Origin of the sequence: Micromonospora pattaloongensis (assembly GCF_900107255.1) — a bacterium.
GTDB classification, from domain to species: domain Bacteria; phylum Actinomycetota; class Actinomycetes; order Mycobacteriales; family Micromonosporaceae; genus Micromonospora_I; species Micromonospora_I pattaloongensis.
In genome coordinates this window covers 1-22,351 of sequence record NZ_FNPH01000003.1, presented here as the reverse complement: position 1 = coordinate 22,351, position 22,351 = coordinate 1, and the positions used below count along the sequence as shown (strand labels likewise).

16 protein-coding genes and 1 pseudogene are annotated in these 22,351 nt (G+C 72.3%); 11 read left to right on the top strand and 6 right to left on the bottom strand.

Translation table 11 applies throughout. The annotated features are described in order from the left end of the window. Window positions 1-48 precede the first annotated feature (48 nt). The 4 genes and pseudogenes from meaB to BLW47_RS09530 all read left to right on the top strand — a co-directional run. Complete coding sequence (gene meaB / locus BLW47_RS09545) at window positions 49-1,023, top strand: methylmalonyl Co-A mutase-associated GTPase MeaB (RefSeq protein WP_091554719.1); 975 nt, start codon at window positions 49-51, stop codon at window positions 1,021-1,023. A gap of 155 nt (window positions 1,024-1,178) precedes the next feature. After that, window positions 1,179-2,867 (top strand): coenzyme B12-dependent isobutyryl-CoA mutase large subunit, encoded by a 1,689-nt coding sequence (icmA, locus tag BLW47_RS09540; protein ID WP_091554718.1) that lies wholly within the window; start codon window positions 1,179-1,181, stop codon window positions 2,865-2,867. A 93-nt stretch (window positions 2,868-2,960) separates the two neighbouring features. Continuing rightward, window positions 2,961-3,881, top strand: coding sequence for a tetratricopeptide repeat protein (locus BLW47_RS09535; RefSeq protein ID WP_091554716.1), 921 nt, complete (start codon window positions 2,961-2,963; stop codon window positions 3,879-3,881). Between the two features lie 11 nt (window positions 3,882-3,892). Beyond that, window positions 3,893-4,952, top strand: a pseudogene (locus BLW47_RS09530) (arginase family protein); the annotation flags it as partial. A 112-nt stretch (window positions 4,953-5,064) separates the two neighbouring features. On the opposite strand, the gene BLW47_RS09525 reads toward BLW47_RS09530, so the two are convergent. Next, entirely contained in the window at window positions 5,065-7,035 is a 1,971-nt protein-coding gene (locus BLW47_RS09525) for a penicillin-binding transpeptidase domain-containing protein (RefSeq protein ID WP_091554713.1), read from the bottom strand. A gap of 300 nt (window positions 7,036-7,335) precedes the next feature. On the opposite strand from BLW47_RS09525, the gene BLW47_RS09520 reads away from it, so the two are divergent. The 4 genes from BLW47_RS09520 to BLW47_RS09505 all read left to right on the top strand — a co-directional run bounded on the left by BLW47_RS09520 (window position 7,336) and on the right by BLW47_RS09505 (window position 15,775). Continuing rightward, window positions 7,336-12,426, top strand: a complete 5,091-nt coding sequence (locus BLW47_RS09520) for an NAD-glutamate dehydrogenase (protein ID WP_091554711.1) — start codon at window positions 7,336-7,338, stop codon at window positions 12,424-12,426. Between the two features lie 130 nt (window positions 12,427-12,556). Then, complete coding sequence (locus BLW47_RS09515) at window positions 12,557-13,219, top strand: GNAT family N-acetyltransferase (protein WP_091555685.1); 663 nt, start codon at window positions 12,557-12,559, stop codon at window positions 13,217-13,219. 86 nt (window positions 13,220-13,305) lie between these two features. Further along, window positions 13,306-13,686, top strand: coding sequence for an SCP2 sterol-binding domain-containing protein (locus BLW47_RS09510; RefSeq protein ID WP_091554710.1), 381 nt, complete (start codon window positions 13,306-13,308; stop codon window positions 13,684-13,686). Beyond that, complete coding sequence (locus BLW47_RS09505) at window positions 13,676-15,775, top strand: amylo-alpha-1,6-glucosidase (RefSeq protein ID WP_091554708.1); 2,100 nt, start codon at window positions 13,676-13,678, stop codon at window positions 15,773-15,775. The genes BLW47_RS09510 and BLW47_RS09505 overlap by 11 nt, the downstream gene beginning before the upstream one ends. On the opposite strand, the gene BLW47_RS09500 is transcribed toward BLW47_RS09505, so the two are convergent. Both BLW47_RS09500 and BLW47_RS09495 read right to left on the bottom strand, forming a co-directional pair. After that, window positions 15,768-16,337, bottom strand: a complete 570-nt coding sequence (locus BLW47_RS09500) for a TetR/AcrR family transcriptional regulator (RefSeq protein ID WP_091554706.1) — start codon at window positions 16,335-16,337, stop codon at window positions 15,768-15,770. The two genes, BLW47_RS09505 and BLW47_RS09500, sit on opposite strands and share 8 nt — an antisense overlap. After that, entirely contained in the window at window positions 16,330-17,130 is an 801-nt protein-coding gene (locus BLW47_RS09495) for an alpha/beta fold hydrolase (RefSeq protein WP_091554704.1), read from the bottom strand. Before BLW47_RS09495 ends, BLW47_RS09500 begins: the two co-directional genes overlap by 8 nt. A 115-nt stretch (window positions 17,131-17,245) precedes the next feature. Here BLW47_RS09495 and BLW47_RS09490 point away from each other — a divergent pair, with 115 nt between their 5' ends. Beyond that, on the top strand, window positions 17,246-18,121 hold the full coding sequence (locus BLW47_RS09490) for an LLM class flavin-dependent oxidoreductase (protein ID WP_091554702.1): 876 nt from the start codon (window positions 17,246-17,248) through the stop codon (window positions 18,119-18,121). Window positions 18,122-18,160: 39 nt separating this feature from the next. Beyond that, window positions 18,161-18,514, top strand: a complete 354-nt coding sequence (locus BLW47_RS09485; protein WP_091554701.1) for a TraR/DksA family transcriptional regulator — start codon at window positions 18,161-18,163, stop codon at window positions 18,512-18,514. A gap of 42 nt (window positions 18,515-18,556) precedes the next feature. On the opposite strand, the gene BLW47_RS09480 is transcribed toward BLW47_RS09485, so the two are convergent. Next, window positions 18,557-20,209 carry a GGDEF domain-containing protein gene (locus BLW47_RS09480; RefSeq protein ID WP_091554699.1) on the bottom strand — a complete coding sequence of 551 codons (1,653 nt, stop codon included), beginning with the start codon at window positions 20,207-20,209 and terminating at the stop codon, window positions 18,557-18,559. 151 nt (window positions 20,210-20,360) lie between these two features. Here BLW47_RS09480 and BLW47_RS09475 point away from each other — a divergent pair, with 151 nt between their 5' ends. After that, on the top strand, window positions 20,361-21,251 hold the full coding sequence (locus tag BLW47_RS09475) for a DMT family transporter (protein WP_217634820.1): 891 nt from the start codon (window positions 20,361-20,363) through the stop codon (window positions 21,249-21,251). A gap of 114 nt (window positions 21,252-21,365) precedes the next feature. Here the strand turns inward: BLW47_RS09475 and BLW47_RS09470 are convergent, their stop codons facing one another. Further along, window positions 21,366-21,620, bottom strand: a complete 255-nt coding sequence (locus tag BLW47_RS09470) for a GntR family transcriptional regulator (RefSeq protein ID WP_425435374.1) — start codon at window positions 21,618-21,620, stop codon at window positions 21,366-21,368. A 130-nt stretch (window positions 21,621-21,750) separates the two neighbouring features. Next, on the bottom strand, window positions 21,751-22,248 hold the full coding sequence (locus BLW47_RS09465; protein WP_091554694.1) for a DinB family protein: 498 nt from the start codon (window positions 22,246-22,248) through the stop codon (window positions 21,751-21,753). Between the last annotated feature and the right edge of the window lie 103 nt (window positions 22,249-22,351).

Below are 22,351 nucleotides of genomic sequence, written 5' to 3'. Positions count from 1 at the left end.
CGTCGAGGCCGCGGGCCGCGGCCTCGACGATCGACGGATCGGGGTGGCATGAGCGCATCGGTGCGACGCAGCCGGGACGTCCCGATGCTCGTCGAGCGGGCCCGTGAGGGCGACGCCCGCGCCGTGGCCCGGCTCATCACGCTCGTGGAGTCCGGCGACGAGGTGCTGCCCGAGCTCGCGGCGGCGCTCGCCCCGCACACCGGCCGGGCCCGGGTCGTCGGGCTGACCGGCTCGCCCGGCGTCGGCAAGTCCACGACGACGAACGAGCTGGTCCGGGCGCTGCGCGCGCAGGGTCACCGGGTCGGCGTGCTGGCGGTCGACCCGTCGAGCCCGTACACCGGGGGCGCCATCCTCGGCGACCGGGTGCGCATGCAGGACCACGCCACCGACCCGGGTGTCTACATCCGATCGATGTCCAGCCGCGGCCACCTCGGCGGGCTGTCGGCGGCGACGCCGCAGGCGGTGCGGGTGCTCGAGGGCGCCGGCTGCGACGTGGTGCTGATCGAGACGGTCGGCGTCGGGCAGGCCGAGGTCGAGGTCGCGTCGCTGGCCGACACCACCCTGGTGCTGCTGGCCCCCGGCATGGGCGACGCCATCCAGGCCGTCAAGGCCGGCATCCTGGAGATCGCAGACGTCTTCGTGGTGAACAAGGCCGACCGGGACGGCGCCGACGCCACGTACCGCGACATCCAGGGCATGATCGGACTCGGCGAGCGCGGGCCGGGCGAGTGGCGGCCTCAGGTGGTGCGCGCGGTCGCGGCGCGTGGTGAGGGCATCGACGACATCGTAACCGCGGTCGACAAGCACGGCGGCTGGCTGGTGGAGCACGGCGAGCTGCGCCGGCGCCGGGAGGCGCGGGCCGCCGCCGAGATCGAGGCGATCGCGCTGGGCGTGCTGCGCGCCCGGATGGGATCGCTGCGCGAGGGTACGGGTCTGGCGGCGCTCGCCGGTCGGGTCGCCGCCGGCCAACTCGACCCGTACGCCGCCGCCCGCCAGCTGCTCGACGACCTGGCCGTGGACTGACCGACGCAGGTGAACGTCCCGGTCGACGACGTCGAGCTGCCGGCCCCGGCCGTCGAGGCGTGAGGCGTTACCGGCCGGTAGCGTAGAACTTAGCGATCGTTCAGGAGGTTCCTCTAGACTCGACGCAGGTCGAGGACTCAAGGAGGAGCCCCCGGATGGACGCCCACGAGATCGCCGCCGGTCGCGAGCGCTGGCAGGCCCGTTACGACGCGGCCCGCAAGCGGGACGCGGACTTCACGACGCTGTCCGGCATGCCCGTCGAGCCGGTGTACGGCCCGCCGCCCGGCCTCGACGTGCCCGGCTTCGCGCGGATCGGCTGGCCCGGCGAGTACCCGTACACCCGGGGCCTCTATCCGACCGGCTACCGCGGCCGGACCTGGACCATCCGGCAGTTCGCCGGCTTCGGCAACGCGCGGCAGACCAACGAGCGCTACAAGATGATCCTCGGCGCGGGCGGCGGCGGGCTGTCGGTGGCCTTCGACATGCCGACCCTGATGGGGCGCGACTCCGACGACCCGCAGTCGTTGGGCGAGGTCGGGCACTGCGGCGTGGCGGTCGACTCGGCGGCCGACATGGACGTGCTCTTCGACGGCATCGACCTGGCCGGCGTCACCACCTCGATGACCATTTCCGGGCCCGCCGTGCCGGTCTTCTGCATGTACCTGGTCGCCGCCGAACGCCAGGGCGCGGACCTCTCCACCCTGGACGGCACGCTGCAGACCGACATCTTCAAGGAGTACATCGCGCAGAAGGAGTGGCTCTTCGACCCGGAGCCGCACCTGCGTCTGATCGGCGACCTGATGGAGTACTGCGCCCGCGAGATCCCGCGCTACAAGCCGCTGTCGGTCTCCGGCTACCACATCCGGGAGGCCGGCGCGACGGCCGCGCAGGAGCTGGCGTACACCCTCGCCGACGGCTTCGGCTACGTCGAGCTGGGACTCTCCCGCGGCCTGGACGTGAACGTCTTCGCCCCCGGCCTGAGCTTCTTCTTCGACTCGCACGTCGACTTCTTCGAGGAGATCGCCAAGTTCCGGGCCGCCCGCCGGATCTGGGCGCGGTGGCTGCGCGACGTGTACGGCGCCACCAGCGAGAAGGCGCTCTGGCTGCGGTTCCACACCCAGACCGCCGGGGTGTCGTTGACGGCGCAGCAGCCGGTCAACAACGTGGTGCGCACCGCCGTCGAGGCGCTCGCGGCGGTGCTCGGCGGCACCAACTCGCTGCACACCAACGCGCTGGACGAGACCCTCGCGCTCCCCACGGACGAGTCCGCCGAGATCGCGCTCCGCACGCAGCAGGTGCTGATGGAGGAGACCGGCGTGACCAACGTGGCCGACCCGCTGGGCGGCTCCTGGTACGTCGAGGCGCTCACCGACGCCATCGAGGCGGAGGCGGAAGCGATCTTCGCGCGTATCCGCGAGCTCGGCGGCGACGGCCCGCACCGCATCGGCCCGATGACCTCCGGCATCCTGCGTGGCATCGAGGACGGCTGGTTCACCGGCCAGATCGCCGAATCGGCCTTCGTCTACCAGCAGGCCCTGGAGAAGGGCGACAAGAAGATCGTCGGCGTCAACTGCCACACCGGCACCGTCGCCAAGGAGCTCGAGATCCTGCGCATCTCGCACGAGGTCGAGATCGAGCAGAAGCGGGTGCTGGCCGAGCGGAAGCGCGGGCGCGACCAGGGCGCGGTGGACGCCGCCCTGAGCCGGATGGTCGCGGTGGCGCGGACCGAGGAGAACATGATCCCGGCGATGTTGGACGCGGTGCGGGTCGAGGCGACGCTCGGCGAGATCTGCGACGCGTTGCGCGCGGAGTGGGGCGTCTACCGGGAGCCCGCGCGATTCTGAACCGCCGGGCCGCCGCGCCACGCCGGGGGCGGCGTCAAGGGTCGGCAAAGAGACGGTGAGGGTTGGCCGTACCGCATGCGAGACTAGGTAACCATGAGCGACCCACGCACGACCCCGTCGATTTTCACCCGCGGCGCGGTGGACCTCAGCGCGTTGCGCAGCACCGCGCAGGCCGCGCCCCGTCCCGCGGCGGACGCCCCGGGCACTCCCTCGGCTCCCGCGGCCGCGCCCACCCCGGGCGGCGGCGTCGCGGTGATCGACGTCACGGAGGCGACGTTCCAGTCCGAGGTGCTGGAGCGGTCGCTGACCACGCCGGTGGTGGTCGACTTCTGGGCCGAGTGGTGCGAGCCCTGCAAGCAGCTGTCGCCGGTGCTGGAGCGGCTGGCGGTCGAGGCCGGGGGCGCGTGGGTCCTCGCGAAGGTGGACGTCGACGCCAACCCGCGGCTGGCCCAGATGTTCCGGGTCCAGGGCATCCCGATGGTGTACGCGGTCGTCGGCGGGCAGCCGATCGACGCGTTCTCCGGGGTGGTACCCGAGGCGCAGCTGCGGCAGTGGGTCGACGCGGTGTGCAAGGCCGCCGGCGTGGCCGTCGAGACCCCCGAGGACCCGCGGCTGGCCGAGGCGGACGAGGCGCTGATCACCGGCGATCTCGACGTCGCCGAGCAGGCGTACAAGAAGATCCTGGCGGAGTCGCCGGCGGACGCCGCGGCCGAGGCGGGGCTCGCGCACGTCTCGCTCGCCCGCCGAGTGACCGGGATCGACCCGCGCCAGGCGATGGCCACCGCGCAGGCGCAGCCGGACGACGTCGCGGCGCAGCTGCTCGCCGCGGACATCGAGGTGCTCAGCGGGCAGGCCGAGCAGGCGTACGCCCGGCTGGTCGCGCTGGTCCGGCGGAGCGCCGGCGACGACCGGGAGACCATCCGCAAACATCTCGTCTCGCTGTTCACGGTGGCCGGTCCCGACGATCCCGCGGTCGCGGCGGCCCGCCGGGCCCTCGCCAGCGCGCTCTTCTGAAGCCCACGCCGATGCGCCGGATCGCCGTCCTCGACGCACCGTCCAACCTCGGTCTGCGCCCGCCGACCGAGACCTCGGTGCCGGGCTGCGCCAAGGCGCCCGGCGCGCTGCGCGACCACGGCCTGGTGGCGCGGCTCGGCGCCCGCGACGCCGGCTGCCTGACCCCGCCCCGGTACGACCCGGCGGACTGGCGCCCCGGCGACGGCGTCAGCCACGCCCGGCAGATCTCGCACTATTCGGTGGCGCTGGCCGACCGGATCGGCGACATCATCGACGCGGGCGAGTTCCCGGTGGTGCTCGGCGGGGACTGCTCGATCCTGCTCGGCTCCGCGCTCGCCATGCACCGGCTCGGCGAGGCGGTCGGCGGGCGGATCGGACTGGTGTTCGTCGACGGGCACTCCGACTTCCGGCACCCCGGCAACGCCTCGTACGTCGGCGCGGCCGCGGGGGAGGACCTGGCCCTGGTGACCGGGCGGGGGCAGGCGGACCTGGCCGCGATCGAGGGCCGCCGGCCGTACGTCCGCGACATCGACGTGGTGGTGCTCGGCATCCGGGCGCAGGACGAGTACCGGCTGGACCTGCAGGCGGCCGGGATCGTCCACCGGCCGGTGCCGGCGCTGCGTGCGGAGGGGCCGGCGCGCAGCGCGCAGTGGGCCCGCGACCAGCTCGCGGACTGCGCGGGCTACTGGGTGCACGTGGACGTGGACGTGCTCGACCCCGCGGTCATGCCGGCCGTCGACGCGCCGGAGCCCGGTGGCATCGCGTTCGGCGAGCTCGAGCTGCTGCTCGCGGGCCTGGTCGACACCCCGCACTGCCTCGGCGTGGAGCTGACGGTCTTCGACCCGGACTACGACCCGGACGGGGCGTACGCGGCGGAGATCGTCTCCACGGTCGTCGCCGGCCTCGGTCCGGTGCGCGGCCCGGCGGCGGAGCCGATGCGGCTGCCGGCCGCCTCGCTGACCCGGGTCCCCGACCCGGTGGGCCCGCCCCCCGATGTCGGCCCCGGTCGCCTCCGCCGCCCCACGACCCCCGGCGACGGCGTCCCGGCCCCGCGCTCCGGCCTCGACACCCCCCGGCGTCCCCCGACGCCCACCGGCGGCGCCGGCGCCTAGCCCGGCGCGCGCCCGGCCTCCCGCCACCGCCGGTCGGGGACGTTCGCGCCGACCGGGGACAGGGAACGGGGTCAGCGGGCGGCGGCGAGGGCGCGGAGGAAGCGGACGGCGATCGGGACGGCGGTGGCGGAGCTTGAGCCGCCCTTTTCGACGAAGACGGCGAACGCGATGTCGCCCTGCCAGCCGACGAACCAGGCGTGCGTGTGCGCGGGATTGTCGTCGTACTCCGCGGTGCCGGTCTTGCCGTACACCGGGCCGCCCGGCGCCGTCGCCAACTGCGTCGCGGTGCCGGCCGTGACCACCTGCCGCATCATCGTGCGCAGCGGCCCGACGGAGCTCTCCTTCAGCTTCGGCCCGTCGGGCGCCTTCGCGCCGGGCGCCGGTTCGCGCAGCAGCGTCGGCGCCTGCCAGTGGCCGCGCGCCACCGCCGCGGTCGCCGCCGCCATCGCGACCGGACTGACCACCGTCGTCCCCTGACCGAACGCCGCCGCGGCGCGTTCGGCCGCGGAGCCGCCGGCGGAGACCTTGCCGGTGAACGCGTCCACGCCGAGCGTCCAGGAGCCCTCCAGGCCGAGGCTGCGGCCGGCCTCGGCGAGCCCCTGGTCGCCGAGCTTCGGGGCGAGCGCGGTGAACGCCGTGTTGCACGACCGGGCGAAGTCGACCCGGAACGGCACGGTGCCGAGCGCGAAGTTGTTGGCGTTCTTGAACGAGCGGCCGTCGACGGTGAAGGTCTTCGGGCAGGCGACCGGGGTGTCGAGGTCGACCGCGCCGAGGTCCAGCAGCCCGAGGGCGCTGACCATCTTGAACGTCGAGCCCGGCGGCACCTGCGCGGTCAGCGCGTGATTCTGCGCGCCGCCGTCCGGTCCGTTCGCGACCGCCACCAGCGCGCCGTCGCTGATCCGCATCGCGACCAGCGCGCTGACGTGCCGGTCACCGCGCAGCGCCGCGTCGGCCGCGGTCTGGGTCGCCACGTCCAGCGTGGTCCTCACCGGCGTGCCGGGCTTCGGCTCGGCCCGGAAGACCTCGGTGTCGGTCGGCGTGACCGCGCCGTCGGGACCCTTGCGGGCGACGATCACCGAGACCCCGGGGGTGCCCCGCAGCTGGTCGTCGTACCTCCCCTGCAGGCCACCGTGCCCCACCAGATCACCGGCCACGAACCTGCCGGGCCTGGCGTCCATGTCGGCCTTCTGCACCGGGTCCACCGAGCCGAGCAGCGCCCGCGCGAACTCGCGGGTCGGCGCCAGGTCGCGCTGCTCGTCCCGGAACTTGGTGCCGGGCAGGTCGTAGATGCGCGGCTTGATCTGCCGGTACGCCTCGTCGCGCAGCGTCACCACCTCGACGAAGGCGTCCGGCTTCGCCTCCCTGAGGCGCTTCGGCAGGTCGGAGACGTCGATCGGCGGGTTGATCGCGGGGCGGATCGCCTTGAACGCGGCGTCCAGTTGCCGGGTCAGCGCCGCCGGGTCGGTGACCTCGCTGGGCTGCACCCCGACCTGGACGACCCGGCGCGCGGTGACGATCGGTTTGCCGGCGCCGTCGAGGATGGCCGCCCGGGTCGACGCCAGCCGCCGCACCGCGAGCTGGTCGCCGTCGGTGAGTTTGTCGTGGACGACCGTCGGCTCCCAGACCACCTGCCAGGCGCCGTCGTCGGCGTGCTTGAGCCGCACCGTCGTCGGGTACTGCCAGTGCACGTCGCCGGGAAGCGTCCAGTCGACCGCCACCGTCGCGGTCGCGATGTCGTTGGTGACCTTCGCGTCGCCGGACCGCCGAAGCTTCGGCGGGGAGTCGGCGAGCTCGCCGGAGAGCTGCTTGAGCTCGGCGGCGACGTCGCCCGCGGCGATCCGCTGCCCGGCGGCGGTCACGAAACCGAGCTTGTCGAGCTGGCCGGTGGGCCACCCGGCGAGGAACGCGTCGAGCGCCGAGTCCGGCCCGTCGTCGCTGGAGCAGCCGGGCAGCACGGCGGCGGCGAGCACGAGGCCGGCGAGCGCCGCGACCGGCCGGCGCGGGCTTCGCCCCAGGCGGGAAGCGAGGTACGGACGGCGCATGTGGTGGTCACCTTCCGGTCGCACGACGGGTCGGGTTTCGACCGTAGTACGCCGGCTGTCCCGCCGATGCCCCGGCGCGCCTTGCCTCAGCTGAGTCAACCGTCGTCCGATGGGGGGTGACGACGGCGATGACTGCGGGTACCGGGAGCAGGGCGGATGTGGCGCGCCCGCGCGGGTGTCCCAGATCACAGTCCCCAGTCCGGCGCGGTACCCCCTCCCGGCGGTTCGGGTTCGGTGATCGGCAGGGCATCATTGGCGCAGACGTGACCCACAACGTGGTGGGCGAGGGGAGTGGCACCAATGGAGCGGCGTCCGGCGACGACCCCACAACCGGAGCTCCGGCCCAGCGGGAACGGCAGGTCCGACCGCTTGGAGCCGGTGGTCAGCGACGAGGAGTCCGGTCCCGGCGGCTCGGCGGAGCCGGGTCCGTTCGACGAGCCGATCGGGGCGCCGGTCGGCGGCGACGCCGGCCTCGACCCGCTCTACGAGAGCGCGGTCGCCAGCGACGCGGGCCCGGACGACGGCGACGACGGCGCGTTCGAGGAGGCCGTGCCGAACGCGGAACGGCTGGTCGCGCAGGCGATCGCGCTTGCCGGCGAGGACCACGACACGGCGTGCCTGGTCGACCGCTACTGGCGGTTCGCTCCCGACGAGGAGCTGATCGACTACACGCCGCAGGAGATGCTCGCCGCGGCGCGGGCGCACCGCGAACTCGCCGAGCAGCGGGTGCCGGGGGAGCTGAAGCTCCGGATCGGCGAGCCGCAGGGCGAGCAGCACCACAGCGTCATCGAGATCGTCACCGACGACATGCCGTTCCTGGTCGACTCGGTGACCGCCCTGCTCACCGGCCACCACCTCGACGTGCACCTGCTGGTCCACCCGCTGGTGGTGGTCCGCCGGCAGCCGCTGGGGCGGCTCACCGAGGTGGCCGCCGAGGTGGAGCCCGACGACGCCATCGACGGCGACATCGTCGAGAGCTGGATGCGCATCGAGATCGACCCGGTGCGCGACCCGGCGGACCGCGAGCGGCTCCGCGCCGACCTGCAACGGGTGCTGACCGACGTGCGGGAGGCGGTGGAGGACTGGCCGAAGATGCGCCAGCGGGCGATGGACCTCGCCGACGAGCTGGCCGCCGCCCGCAAGTCCGACGCCGCGCCGCCGGTGCCGGAGAAGGACATCGCCGACTCCGTCGAGCTGCTGCACTGGCTCGCCCACGAGCACTTCACCTTCCTCGGCTACCGCGAATACCGCCTGATCGACACCGAGGACGGGGGCAAGGCGCTGGAGGCGGTGCTCGGCACCGGGCTGGGCATCCTGCGCCCGGACCAGACCGCGCTGCGCCGGCTGTCGTCGATGACGCCGGAGGCGGCCGACAAGGTGCTGGAGAAGCGGCTCCTGATCATCACGAAGGCCAACTCGCGGGCGACCGTGCACCGCTCGGCCTACCTGGACTACATCGGCTTCAAGGTCTTCGACGAGCACGGCGAGGTGATCGGGGAGCGGCGCTTCCTGGGGCTGTTCTCCACCGCGGCGTACCGGACGAGCGTGCGCGAGCTGCCGGTGGTCAAGCGCAAGGTCGCCGAGGTGCTGGACCGTTCCGGCCTGAGCCCGCGCAGCCACTCCGGCAAGGACCTGCTGCAGATCCTGGAGACCTACCCGCGGGACGAGCTGTTCCAGATCAAGACCGACGACCTCTACCGCGCGGTGGTCGGGGTGCTGCGGATGGCCGGCCGCCGGCAGCTGCGGCTCTTCCTGCGCCGCGACGGCTACGGCCGGTTCATCTCCTGCCTGATCTACCTGCCCCGCGACCGCTTCACCACGCAGAACCGGCTGCGCATGCAGGACATCCTGCTGCGCGAGCTGAACGGCATCGGCGTGGACTACACCACCCGGGTCACCGAGTCGGTGCTGGCCCGGGTGCACTTCATCGTGCGCACCGACCCGAGCGCCCCGCCGGGCGCCGTCGACGTGGACGGTCTCGCCGAGCTGCTCGCCGACGCCACCCGGCTGTGGGACGACGACTTCCGGCTGGTGCTGGAGCGCAAGCTCGGCGACGAGCAGGCCAAGGTGCTGTTCGGCCGGTACGCCGAGGCGTTCCCGGAGGGCTACAAGGACGAGCACACGCCGTACGGGGCGGTGAAGGACCTCGCGAAGCTGGAGCTGCTCGAGGAACCGGGGCAGCTGGAGATGCACCTGTTCCGTACCTGGCAGGCGGCGCAGCGCGCGATGGAGACCGGCGAGGACGACCGCGACGTGCGGTTCAAGGTCTACCGGAACGGGGAGCCGATGGTGCTCTCCGCGGTGCTGCCGGTGCTGCACTCGCTCGGCGTACGCGTGGTCGACGAGCACCCGTACGAGATCAACCGCTCCGACGGCCGGATCTACCTGTACGACTTCGGACTGCAGCTGCCGGCCGGCGCGCGGGAGCTCGCCGAGGTCCGTCCGCACGTGGAGAACGCGTTCTCGGCGACCTGGCGCGGCGAGGCCGAGATCGACGGCTTCAACGAGCTGGTGCTGCGCGCCGGGTTGACGTGGCGCCAGGTGGTGGTGCTCCGGGCGTACGCGAAGTATCTGCGGCAGGCCGGGACCGTCTTCTCCCAGGAGTACATGGAGTCGACGTTCATCGCGTACCCGGCGATCGCGGCGCTGCTGGTGGAGCTCTTCGAGAACCGCTTCTCCCCGGTGCTGCGGCTGACCGACACGCAGCGGCAGCAGCGCGCCAAGGAGCTGATCGGCGAGATCCGCCAGCAGCTCGACGACGTGGCCAGCCTGGACCAGGACCGCATCCTGCGCGCCTACCTGACGCTGATCCAGGCGACGCTGCGCACCAGCTTCTACCAGCGCACCACGGACGGGCGTCCGAAGTCGTACGTGGCGTTCAAGCTGGACCCGCAGGCGGTCCCGGAGCTGCCGGCGCCGCGCCCGAAGTACGAGATCTTCGTCTACTCGCCGCGCTTCGAGGGCGTACACCTGCGCTTCGGCGCGGTCGCCCGCGGCGGCCTGCGCTGGTCGGACCGGCGCGAGGACTTCCGCACCGAGGTGCTGGGCCTGGTCAAGGCGCAGATGGTGAAGAACGCGGTGATCGTGCCGGTGGGCGCGAAGGGCGGGTTCGTCCTGAAGCAGAAGCCGGGGGACCGCGACGAGGCGGTGGCCTGCTACAAGCAGTTCATCTCCGCGCTGCTGGACGTCACCGACAACATCGTCTCGGGCGACATCGTGCCGCCGAAGGACGTGGTGCGGCACGACGGGGACGACCCCTACCTGGTGGTCGCGGCGGACAAGGGGACCGCCACCTTCTCCGACATCGCCAACGCGATCTCGGTGGCGCACGGCTTCTGGCTGGGCGACGCGTTCGCCTCCGGCGGCTCGGCGGGCTACGACCACAAGAAGATGGGGATCACTGCGCGCGGCGCCTGGGAGTCGGTGAAGCGGCACTTCCGGGACATGGGGATCGACACCCAGAGCCAGGACTTCACGGTCGTCGGCGTCGGTGACATGTCCGGCGACGTGTTCGGCAACGGCATGCTGCTGTCGGAGCACATCCGGCTGGTCGCCGCGTTCGACCACCGGCACATCTTCCTGGACCCCGATCCCGATGCGGCCGTGTCGTACCGCGAGCGGCGGCGGCTCTTCGAGCTGCCCCGTTCGAGCTGGGCCGACTACGACGCCTCCCTCATCTCCGAAGGGGGCGGGGTCCATCCGCGTTCCGCGAAGTCGATCCCGATCACGCCGCAGGTCCGCGCGGCGCTCGGCCTCGACGAGTCGGTCACCAGCATGTCGCCGTCGGAGCTCATGCGGGCGATCCTGCAGGCCCCGGTGGACCTGTTCTGGAACGGCGGCATCGGCACCTACGTCAAGGCGTCCAGCGAGTCGAACGCCGAGGTGGGGGACAAGTCCAACGACGCGATCCGGGTCAACGGCCGGCAGCTGCGGGCCCGGGTGGTCGGCGAGGGCGGCAACCTGGGGCTGACCCAGCGGGGCCGGATCGAGTACGCGCTCGGCGGTGGTCGCATCTACACCGACTTCATCGACAACTCCGCGGGCGTGGACTGCTCCGACCACGAGGTGAACATCAAGATCCTGCTCGGCGGGGCGGTGACCGACGGTGAGCTGAGCCAGCCGGACCGCGACGCCCTGCTGGCCGAGATGACCGACGAGGTCGCCGAGCTGGTGCTGCGGGACAACTACGACCAGGCGCGGGCGCTCGGCATCGCGAAGGTGCAGTCGAAGTCGCTGCTGCCGGTGCACCGACGCATGATCGCGGAGCTGGAGCGCGGCGGCCAGCTCGACCGGGAGCTGGAGGCGCTGCCGAGCGAGGCGGAGCTGGACGCGCGGGCCGAGGCCGGTCGCGGCGGGCTGACGGTGCCGGAGTTCGCGGTGCTGATGGCGTACGCCAAGATCGTGCTGGAGCGGGACGTCCTGCACGGGGAGCTGCCCGACGAGGAGTGGACCGATGCGGCGCTGACCGGCTACTTCCCGACGCCGCTGCGGGAGCGCTACGCCGACCGGATGGCCGGTCACCGGCTGCGCCGGGAGATCGTCACGACCGGCCTGGTCAATGAGGTGATCAACCGCGGCGGGATCTCGTTCGTGCACCGTGCGATGGAGGAGACCGGCGCCTCGGCGGCGGACGTGATCCGGGCGTACGTGGTGGTCCGCGACGTCTACGGGCTGGCCGAGCTGTGGACCGCGGTGGAGGCGCTGGACAACAAGATCTCCACCGAGGCGCAGACCTCGGTCTACCTGGAGACCCGGCGGCTCGTCGACCGGGCGGTGCGCTGGCTGGTGGCCAACCGCCGCTCGCCGCTCGACGTGCCCGGCGAGATCGCCAGACTGCGCGAGGGGATCTCCCGGCTGCTGCCGCGGCTGGAGGAGCTCTTCCTGGGCAGCGAGCGGCAGGCGCTGGAGGCGCACGCGGCCGAGATGGTCGAGCGCGGCGTGCCGTCGGAGCTGGCGGTGCAGGCCACCCGGCTGATGTACGGCTTCGGGCTGCTCGACATCGTGGAGACCGCGGCCGCCACCGAACGGGACGTGGACGAGGTGGCGTCGGTCTACTTCGTGCTGTCGGAGCTGTTCCGGGTCGACGCGCTGCTGTCCAAGATCTCGTTGCTGCCGCGCGAGGACCGGTGGCAGACGCTGGCCCGGATGGCGCTGCGCTACGACCTGTACGCGGCGCTGGCGGCGCTCACCGCCGAGGTGCTCGGCTCGACCACCGAGTCGGCGTCCGCCCCGGAGCGGGTGCGGGAGTGGGAGCAGTCCAACGAGACCGCGATCAACCGGGCGCGCGCCGCGATGGCCGCGTTCGACGACTCGCGGGCCGACCTGGCCGCGCTCTCCGTGCTGCTGCGCCAGATCCGCACCCTGGTGCGCACCTCGGGGGCGGCGGCCTGACCGTCGCCTCCCTCCGCTCCGGCGGCCGCCGGAACCGCCACGACCGGCGCCGGCGGGCCGCGCGTCGCGGTTCTTCCGGCGTACGCTGCGCGGACACGGTGTGCCCGCGGCGGTTCCGTTAGGAGTGCCGATGCTCGACAAGCGCCTTTACCACCACCTCGCGTCCTGGTTGGGGCAGTGGCCGGCCGGGCGGGCCCTGTACGTCGTCGGGTCCGAGCGGCGTACCCGGCCGGGCTGGGACGGCCGGGTGAACCCGGTCGTGGGGATCGGTGCGCCCGGCGGCGCGGTGCTGTCGGTGCCGCCGTCGCGGGTCGAGGCGGTGCGGGCGCTCGCCGCGTTCCCCGTCGGGGACCTGCTGGCGAAGCTGCCGGCCGCCGTCGGGTACGACGGCTGGCACGCGTACCGGGCGGTGTTCCGCTACTCGCTCGCGCCGGCGCCGCTGCCGGAGGCCGGGGAGTGGGTGTCGGCCGATGATCCGGTGCTGCCGCCGTGGCTGCGGCCGTTCGGCGGCCAGGTGCTGATCGCGCGCGACGCCGACGGCGGGTACCTGGCGGGGGTGGGGATCAAGCGGCACGACCGGTACGGGCGCGAACTGGCGGTCGGCACCGAGCCGGCGGCGCGCGGTCAGGGGCTGGCGCGCCGGCTGGTCGCGCAGGCGGCGCGGCGGGTGCTCGACGAGGGGCTGGTGCCGACGTACGTGCACGACGTGCAGAACGCGGCGTCCGCGCGGGTCGCCGAGGCGGCCGGCTTCGCCGACCGCGGTTGGAAGGCGTACGGGCTCTTCGAGGAGTGAGGCCGCGCGTCGGGTCACCCGCCGCGGGTGATGCCCGGCCACCCCTTCGTCAGCGACGCTCCCGGTCAGGGCGAAGGGAGAGGTTGATGGCGAGTCCGACCACGGAACTCTTCACCGGGATCGGGCGGCGCGGGCACGAGGCGCTGCTGGAGAAGGTGCAGGGCAGCCTGCGCTTCGATCTGGAGCACGACCAGCAGACCGACCACTGGCACCTGGCGATCAGCAGGGGCGACGTGACGGTGACGCAGGAGGATCGGCCGGCGGACTGCGTGGTCCGCACCGACCAGGGGCTCTTCGACAAGCTGGCCACCGGGGAGTCGAACGCGATCGCGTCGCTGCTGCGCAACCGGATGACCGTGGAGGGGAACCTGCGGCTGCTGGTGCTCTTCGAGCGGCTGCTGCCGGGGCCGCCGACGGCGCGGCATCCGCGGCCGGCGACGCGGGGGCGGTGGCGCCGTGACCGGTGAGACCCTCGTCCGGATCCTGGACGGCAACACGTTCGTGGTCAGCAACGACACCGGTGACATCGATCCGTCGCCGAGCGTGCCGAAGGGCTTCTTCTCGTACGACACCCGGTTCCTGTCGAAGTGGCAGTTGAAGATCAACGGAGAGGGGCTGAACGCGCTCTCCGTCGACGACCTGCAGTACTTCGAGACCCGGTTCTTCCTGGTGCCGGGCGCGCCCACCCACTACGTGGACGCGAAGGTGTCGGTGATCCGGCAGCGGGTGATCGGCAGCAGCTTCGACGAGCAGTTGACCGTGCTCAACCACGACGACAAGCCGATGGACGTGACGGTCCGGATGGAGGTCGGCAACGACTTCGCCGACCTGTTCGAGATCAAGAACGTCGAGAACAAGAAGGGCGATCTGTACATCCGGGTCGAGGACGGCGCGTTGCGGCTGGGCTACCAGCGCGAGACGTTCCGCCGGGAGACGGTGGTGACCGCGAGCGAGCCGGCGACCGTCGACGAGCACGGACTCACGTTCACCGTCCGCATCGATCCGCAGCAGAGCTGGAGCACGAGCCTCCACGTCCAGACGATCATCCTCGGCGCCGGTGGACGGGATCTGCGCGCCAGTCTGCAGGGCCAGCACGGACGCGCCAAGACGCAGATGCAAGAGGAGCTGCACAAGTGGCTGGACCAGGCGCCGCGGCTGGAGACCGACAACGCGGCGCTGGAGACGACGTACAAGCGCAGCCTGGTGGATCTGGCGGCGCTGCGGTACACCCCGCTCACGTACGGCGGGGAGTCGGTGCCCGCCGCCGGCCTGCCGTGGTTCATGACGATCTTCGGCCGGGACAGCCTCTTCACCAGCCTGCAGGCGCTGCCGTTCGTGCCCGACCTCGCGGCCACCACGCTGCGGCTGCTCGCCACGCTGCAGGGGAGCAAGCTGGACGACTTCCGCGACGAGGAGCCCGGGAAGATCCTGCACGAGATGCGGTACGGCGAGACCGCGGCCTTCGAGGAGCAGCCGCACTCGCCCTACTACGGCACCGCCGACGCCACCATGCTCTACGTGATCCTGCTCGACGAGTACGAGCGCTGGACCGGCGACGCGACGCTGGTGCGGCAGCTCGAACCCGAGGCGCGGTGGGCGCTGGAGTGGATCGACGAGTACGGCGACCTGATGGGCAACGGCTACGTCTGGTTCCAGCGCCGCAACGAGAAGGTCGGGCTGGAGAATCAGTGTTGGAAGGACTCCTGGGACTCGATCGCCTACCACGACGGCCGGCTGCCGGGCTTCCCGCGCGCCACCTGCGAGCTGCAGGGGTACGCGTACGACGCGAAGGTGCGCGGCGCGCGGCTGGCGCGCGAGTTCTGGCAGGACCCGGCGCTGGCCGACCGGCTGGAGCGGGACGCCGCCGATCTCAAGGAGCGCTTCAACCGCGACTTCTGGGTCGAGGACCGGCAGTTCTACGCGCTGGCGCTGGACACCGAGGGCAGGCAGGTCGACTCGCTGACGTCGAACATCGGGCACCTGCTGTGGAGCGGCATCGTCACGCAGGAGCGCGCGGGGAGCGTGGCGCGGGCGCTGATGTCGCCGCGGCTCTTCTCCGGCTGGGGCGTGCGGACGATGGCCGACGGGGAGGGGCGCTACAACCCGATCGGCTACCACGTCGGCACGGTGTGGCCGTTCGACAACTCGTTCATCGCCTGGGGGCTGCGCAGGTACGGCTTCCGGGCCGAGGCGGGCTGCATCGCCGAAGGGATGATCGACGCTGGGGAGTTCTTCGGCGGCCGGCTGCCGGAGGCGTTCGGCGGCTACGACCGCTCGGTCACCAAGTACCCGGTGCAGTATCCGACGGCGTGCAGCCCGCAGGCGTGGTCGACCGGGACGCCGCTGCTGCTGCTGCGGACGATGCTCGGGTTGGAGCCGCACGGCGAGCACCTGGTGGTCGAGCCGGCGCTGCCGGTCGGGATGGGGCGGGTCGGGCTGCTCGACATCCCGGGGCGGTGGGGCCGGACCGACGCGTTCGGCCGCGAGCGGGTGGAGATCGCCGGCCGGTCCACGCTGCGTGAGCTGCACGGCGGCGGCCCCCGACCGATCACGTAGCCGCCGCGGTTCCCCGCAGGCTCGCCACCACCATGTCGATCACCTGCTGGTAGCTCGTGTCCAGGTCCTCCGGCAGCCCGAACCCGCCGGCGGCCTCCAGCGCGGCGAAGCCGTGCGCGGTGGCGCGCAGCCGGCGGGCGGCGTGGATCGCGTCCGAGCCGGTCAGCCCGTACCCGCGCAGCACCGCCAGGACGACCTCCATCAGCCCGGCGGCGGCCGCCGCCACCTCGGGGTCGGTCCGCGGCTGCGCCGGAACTGCGGCGTAGCGCGCGGGATGCGCCAACACGTAGGCCCGCCAGGCGTGGAAGAGCGCGGCCACCGCCTCGTCGCGGCCCCGACCCATCACGGCCGCGCCGAGCCGCTCCGCCATCTCGGTGAGCACCCGCTGCGCGACCAGCCGGCGCAACTCGGCCAGGTTGCGCACGTGCACGTAGAGCGAGGGGGTGGCGACGCCGGTCCGGGCCGCCACCGCCGCCAACGTCAGCGCCTCCGGCCCCCGCTCGTCGATGACGGCGAGCGCCGCGTCCACGACCGCGCCCGGCGACAACCCCGCCCTAGGCACTGACCGGCTCCGCGACGAACGCCCGCACCGTCGGGGTGGTGAGCGCCGGCAGTTCGGCGTGCGGGTAGTGCCCGGCGCCCTCAACCAGCTCGGCCGTCGCCCGCGCGAACCGGCGCTCGGCCTCGCGGGCCGCGGCGGTCGGGTCGGCGAAGTCCGGGTCCTTCGTGCCCATCACGATCTGCACCGGGCAGCGCACCTCCGGGATCCGGGCCATGCACTCCGGGCCGGTGCCCATCAGGCCGCGCACCGCGGCCATCCGGCCCGGCTCGCCGAGGGTGGCGCGCAGCGCCCGCAGGTAGTCGGCGAAGTCCGCCGGCTTCGCCGACGGGTAGAGCGAGCGGTAGTACATCGTCCAGAGGCGGGGGCTGCGCAGCACCGCGGCGGTGGCCAGCCGCATCGCCGGGTTCATCGGGGCGTCCTCGACGAACGGGCCGATCAGCGTCAGCCGGGTGATCGCGTCGGGCGCCTCGGCGGCGGCCCAGACCGCGGAGGCGCAGCTGATGGAGTGGGCGATCAGCGTCGCCCGTCCGCCGAGGTGGCGGATCAGCGCCAGCAGGTCCTCGCCGATCAGCCGCGCGCTGTACGCCGGCCAGCCGCTGCTCGACTTGCCGTGCCCCCGCAGGTCCACGGTGACGACCCGGTGACCCGCCGCGACCAGCGCCGGGGTCAGGAAGCGGTACGACGCGCGGGTGTCGCCCATGCCGTGCGCGCACACCACCAGCGGGCCGTCCGCCGGCCCCGTCGCCTCGTACGCCAGCCGGCCGCCCGGCACCTCCAGAAACGCCGTACCCATCTCTGCCCCCCAAGGCTATCGTTGCTAGGACAAAACCTAACGCCATTAGGATCACTTGTCAAGGGGCCCGTGAATACGTGGGCGGCGGCTGCCCACGCGATTAGGCTGCTATTCCATGCGAGTGGGCATCGTGATCCTTCCGGACCGGCGGTGGGCGCAGGCGCGACGGCGCTGGCGGCAGGCCGAGGAGTGGGGCTTCGACCACGCCTGGACGTACGACCATCTCGGCTGGCGTGATCTGGTCGACGGCCCATGGTTCGACTCGGTGGGCACGCTGACCGCCGCGGCCGGCGTCACCTCGCGGATCAAGCTCGGCACCCTGGTCGCGTCGCCGAATTTCCGACACCCGGTGCACTTCGCCCGACAGGTGACGACGCTCGACGACGTGTCGGCCGGGCGTCTGCTGCTCGGCGTCGGAGCCGGCGGCATCGGGTTCGACGCCACGGTGCTCGGCGGGCAGACGCTGCCGCCCCGCGCCCGCGTCGACCGGTTCGCCGAGTTCACCGAGCTGCTCGACCTGTTGCTGCGGCAGGAGCGGGTCACCTGGCAGGGGGAGTACTTCACCGCCGTGGACGCGCGCAGCACGCCGGGGTGCGTGCAGACGCCGCGGGTCCCGTTCGTGATGGCGGCGAACGGGAAGCGGTCGCTGCGGCTGGCCGCCCGGTTCGGCCAGGGATGGGTGACGATCGGCGAGGCCACGGACGATCTCGACGACTGGTGGCGGTCGGTGGCCGCGCTGAGCGAGCGGCTCGACGAGACGCTCGCCGCCGACGGCCGTGATCCGGCGACGCTGGACCGCTACCTCTCGCTGGACTCCGCCCCGGTCTTCTCGCTCTCCAGCGCGGGGTATTTCGCCGAGGCGGTGGGGCGCGCCGCCGAGCTCGGCTTCACCGACGTGATCACCCACTGGCCGCGCGAGTCCAGCTGGTACGCCGGCGACGAAGCCGTGCTGGAGACGGTCGCGACCGAGGTGCTGCCGAAGATCCGCTAGCCCGGAATGCCGGGTTTGAGCGGCGACGTTGCATCTTGTATGACCGAACAGACCGTCGAACAACTCCTCGCCGCGGAGCGCGCCGGCACGATGCAGCAGATCGCGGACCTGAGCCGCGACCTCGGGGGGATCATCGACGCGTCGGCGCTGGTCGCCACGGACGACGAGCACGACCCGGAGGGCTCCACCATCGCGTTCGAACGGGCCCAGGTGACGGCGCTGCTGACCAGGGCGCGTACCCGGCTGGAAGAGTTGGACCGGGCGCTCGAGCGGCTCCGGACCGGCGACTACGGCGTCTGCGAGGGCTGCGGGCAGCCGATCGCCGCCGAGCGGCTCGCGGTCCGCCCGTCGGCCACGATGTGCATCACCTGCGCCTCCGCCGTCCGGCGGTGAGGGTGTACGGAGGGGAGAGCCGGGCCGGTCGGCGACGTCACGTCACGCGGCCTGGCGCAGCTCATCCGTGTAGAGCACCGGGGCGCCCAGACGCTGCCGCTTCGACTCGTACATCGCGGCGTCGGCGCGCGCGACCAGCTCGTCGGCGGTGATGGGCCGGTCGGCGCAGGCGACGCCGACGCTCCCGCCCAGCCGCACGGCCCCGCACGACAGCGCGACCTCCTGATGCAGCGTCTCGGCGACCCGCTGCCCGATCGCGACCGCCTCCGCCCGGGACACCACACCGGGGAAGACCAGCAGGAACTCATCGCCGCCCAGTCGTCCGGCCAGGTCCTCGGGGCCGAGCAGCCCGGTGAGCAGGGTGGCCGCCCGCTGTAGCAGTTCGTCACCGGCGGCGTGGCCGAGCCCGTCGTTGACGGGCTTGAACTTGTCGAGGTCGACGAAGGCCACCGCGGTCAGCCCCGGCTGGTCGTCGGCCAGCGTCTGGTCGAGCAGCGCCATGATCGAGGCACGGTTGTAGCACCCGGTCAGGGCGTCGAAGGTGGCCCGGGCCTTCAGCTCCTCGCGCAGGCGCGCGCTCTCGGTGATGTCGCTGACGCACGCCAGCGCGCCCGGCGCCCCCTCCTGGTCGGTCAGCGCGGTCAGGCTCACCGCGCACCGCCGCAGCTGCTCGGAGCCGGGCAGTCGTACCTCGACTTCGAGCTCCGAGTCCGTACCCTCCCGCAACGCCGCGGTGATCGCGGCGTCCAGGCCCGGGCGGTCCCGGTCCACGACGGACGCCAGTTGTTCGTCGAGGGTCGTCGCGGCGGGGATGCCGAGGATCGCGCCGAGCCGTTCGTTGGCGTAGAACAGGGAGCCGTCGGACTCCAGCTGCAGCAGGCCCGTGGGAAGCGACTCGGCGAGCCGCCGGAACAGCCGTTCCCGCCGGTCGAGCGCCTCGTGCGCGGCCATCTCGTCCGAGATGTCGCTCAGCTGCGTGACCACGACGATCTCCTCGGGATCGTCGGCGTCGTGGAAGGTGTTCTCGGTCTCCACCCAGAGCCAGGTGCCGTCCTCGCACTGGTGCCGGACGCGTACCCGCTGGCCCTCCCGCTTGGAGAGCATCTCCATCCAGTTGGCCACGGCCCGCTCGACGTCGTCGGGGTGGATCAACTCCGTCGACCGCAGCCCCACTATCTGCTCGGCGCTCCAGCCCAGCATCCGGGTGGCGCGATCGTCGATGCCGGTGATCAGGCCCCGCCAGTTCTTGCGCACGGTCGCGGTGCGGGGTCGGAGCGGAACGAGCAGGGAAGCGGTCAGCGCCGTGCCCGTGGCGGGTACGGCATCGTCGCTGCTCAGCTCGGTCAGGGCGCCGAGCCAGACACCGTGACGGTGCCGCATGTCGATGAGCAGCAGGTTGAGGAAGTGGTCGGGGTTATTGCGCGTCCGGACCGTGCCGATCGCCATCCCGCTCTTGCTCGCCTGCTCCCAGGCCGTGACCACACGCAGCGCGTCCTGCGACACGACCAGGTCGAGCATCGTGGCGCGGTCGGTCGGGACCGGGATGATCTGCTCATCCCGCAGGCCGACCGAGGATGGCATCGGCACCCGGAACCCGTCGGTCCCGATCGCGGAGACCAGCGCCTCGGGATGGGTCTTCAGCAGCGAGTTCAGCGCGTTGTCGCGCAACTCGGCGGCGACCATCTTCTCCGGCATATCCCCGCTATCGGCCCGGTTCCGCGAAAGATGAGCGGATCTGGTACCCGGCTGTGCCAGCCTCGTCGCGGCGCCGAACCGTCCGGTTCTGATTCACCTCGTGACTCGTGAGCCGCCATCGATATCCTTGGCGCTCTCCCAAGGGGGCATAGTGGACAGAACTGGCCGATGGCTGCCCGGTACCGCCGGGGTTCTGCGGATCGCCGCGCTCGCCCTGTTGTGGGGCTCCGGCTTCCTCTGGATCAAGCTCAGCCTCCGGGGATTCAACCCCGTGCAGATCGTCTTCGTGCGGCTGCTGCTCGGCGCGCTGACGCTGGCGCCCATCGCGTCGTCGCAGGGGCTGCGGATGCCGCGCGGCTGGCGCGTCTGGGCTCACCTGTTCGTCGCCGCGATGCTGGCGAACGCGCTGCCGTACGTACTCGTCGGGATCGCCGAGCAGACCGTGGGCTCGAACGTCGCCGGAGTCATCAACGCCACCACGCCGCTCTGGTCGCTGCTGCTCGGAGTCGTGGTCGGCGCGGACCGGGCGGTGACCCCGGCCAGGGCGGCCGGCTTCGGGCTGGGCTTCCTCGGCGTGGTGGTGCTTTTCAGTCCGTGGCGGTCGGCCGGCGAGTTCGCCAGCTGGGGCGGGTTCGCGTGTCTCGCCGCCGCGGCCAGCTACGCCGTGAGCTACCTCTACATGGCGAGGCACCTGACGAACCGGGGAATCCCGCCGCTGATGCTCGCCATCGGTCAGCTCGCCGCCGGGACCGTGCTGATGGCGGCCGCCATGCCGGTCTTCGGGCTCGCCGCGGTGTCGTGGCGCTGGGACGCGACGCTGAGCCTGCTCATCCTCGCCATCCCGGGCACCGGACTGGCGTACGTCCTCAACTACCGCATCATTCAGGACGAGGGCCCGACCGCGGCCGCCACCGTCATGTACCTGCTGCCGCTCGTCGCCGTCGTGCTCGGCTGGCTCGTTCTCGACGAACCGGTCACGACGGCGGTCCTCGCCGGCGTCACCCTGGTCCTCGCCGGGGTCGCGCTGACCCGGAGGCCCTGATTCTGCATTCTGCCGCTGGACGCGGCTCCGTCGGCTCGACGGGGGACTCAGAGGGGGTGGGCGTACGGGCTATCGGAGGAGAGCGGCCGTGCTGTGACATGCGCGGCCGTGCAGCTACTTCTCGCCGGCTACGTATACGCCGCGTCCGGGCTGCCCCATCACGAGGTCCCGGTCATGCAGCAACGACACCGCGCGGTACGCCGTGGCTACGCTTACCCCGTACTTGTCCGCGAGTTCGGCCGTGCTGGGTAGCTTCGTTCCCGGCGCGAGCGCGCCGCCCTTGATCTGCGCGGTCAGGTCGTCCGCGATGCGTCGGTACTCGGCAGGTGCAGAGGGCATGGTCGATTCCCTTGGTTCGGCATCTGCCATCTGATCACGCTGCTCCCACCGTCAACAACTGACGTAAAAAATCACCCGTCATCACCAGGAATCCACCCGGACGCCGCGTGTTTCACGCGCAGCGTGGAGGGAATCTCCGTCCTTTAGGGCGGAGAGATCGTCAATCGCTCAGGAGCTGCTCCCGCAGGATGTCTGCGTGCCCGCAATGCTGAGCGAGCTCGCGCAGCATGTGGAGGTACACCCAGCGCAGTGGGAGGGGGCCGCGTCGGTTGCCGTGGACCATGTCGTCCAGCCCGAGGGATGACGTCGCGCGGCGTGATGCCTCACATGCTTCGCGGTGTGCTCGCTGGATGGTGGTGATGGTGTCCTTCTCATCGAGGATGAACGACTCGTCCGGCGTCGCAGGGATGCCGATCTCGGCGCGCGACCGGCATGTGATGGCTTCGTCGAACCAGACCTTCTCAACGAAAGTCGCGTGCTTTACCAGGCCCAGCAGCGTGGTCCGGGACGGCACCAAAGATCGGCGCGCCTGCTCCTCGGTCAGCCCGTCCAGGCAGCGGTTGAGGGCGCCGCGGTGCTCATCGAGAAACGCTTCGAACTGGACCTTGGCTGGCTTGTCGATGACGTCTTCGGCCGTCGTCGGCGGGAGGAAGGACATGTGCTAGGTGTACTGCCCAGGGACGTTGGTCAATCTGGTGACGGGCGGTTTGCCGCCGGTTGCGGTGTGTGGCCGGTGGTGATTGTAGTGATGCAGCCAGGCG

Excerpts from the sequence above, each read along its gene's own strand:
- BLW47_RS09470 (WP_425435374.1), bottom strand. The coding sequence starts at position 21,620 with ATGGCAGATGCCGAACCAAGGGAATCGACCATGCCCTCTGCACCTGCC.
- BLW47_RS09465 (WP_091554694.1), bottom strand. The coding sequence starts at position 22,248 with ATGTCCTTCCTCCCGCCGACGACGGCCGAAGACGTCATCGACAAGCCA.
- BLW47_RS09490 (WP_091554702.1), top strand. The coding sequence starts at position 17,246 with ATGCGAGTGGGCATCGTGATCCTTCCGGACCGGCGGTGGGCGCAGGCG.
- BLW47_RS09480 (WP_091554699.1), bottom strand. The coding sequence starts at position 20,209 with ATGCCGGAGAAGATGGTCGCCGCCGAGTTGCGCGACAACGCGCTGAAC.
- icmA (WP_091554718.1), top strand. The coding sequence starts at position 1,179 with ATGGACGCCCACGAGATCGCCGCCGGTCGCGAGCGCTGGCAGGCCCGT.
- BLW47_RS09525 (WP_091554713.1), bottom strand. The coding sequence starts at position 7,035 with ATGCGCCGTCCGTACCTCGCTTCCCGCCTGGGGCGAAGCCCGCGCCGG.
- BLW47_RS09495 (WP_091554704.1), bottom strand. The coding sequence starts at position 17,130 with ATGGGTACGGCGTTTCTGGAGGTGCCGGGCGGCCGGCTGGCGTACGAG.
- BLW47_RS09510 (WP_091554710.1), top strand. The coding sequence starts at position 13,306 with ATGGCGAGTCCGACCACGGAACTCTTCACCGGGATCGGGCGGCGCGGG.
- meaB (WP_091554719.1), top strand. The coding sequence starts at position 49 with ATGAGCGCATCGGTGCGACGCAGCCGGGACGTCCCGATGCTCGTCGAG.
- BLW47_RS09535 (WP_091554716.1), top strand. The coding sequence starts at position 2,961 with ATGAGCGACCCACGCACGACCCCGTCGATTTTCACCCGCGGCGCGGTG.
- BLW47_RS09515 (WP_091555685.1), top strand. The coding sequence starts at position 12,557 with ATGCTCGACAAGCGCCTTTACCACCACCTCGCGTCCTGGTTGGGGCAG.
- BLW47_RS09520 (WP_091554711.1), top strand. The coding sequence starts at position 7,336 with ATGGAGCGGCGTCCGGCGACGACCCCACAACCGGAGCTCCGGCCCAGC.
- BLW47_RS09485 (WP_091554701.1), top strand. The coding sequence starts at position 18,161 with ATGACCGAACAGACCGTCGAACAACTCCTCGCCGCGGAGCGCGCCGGC.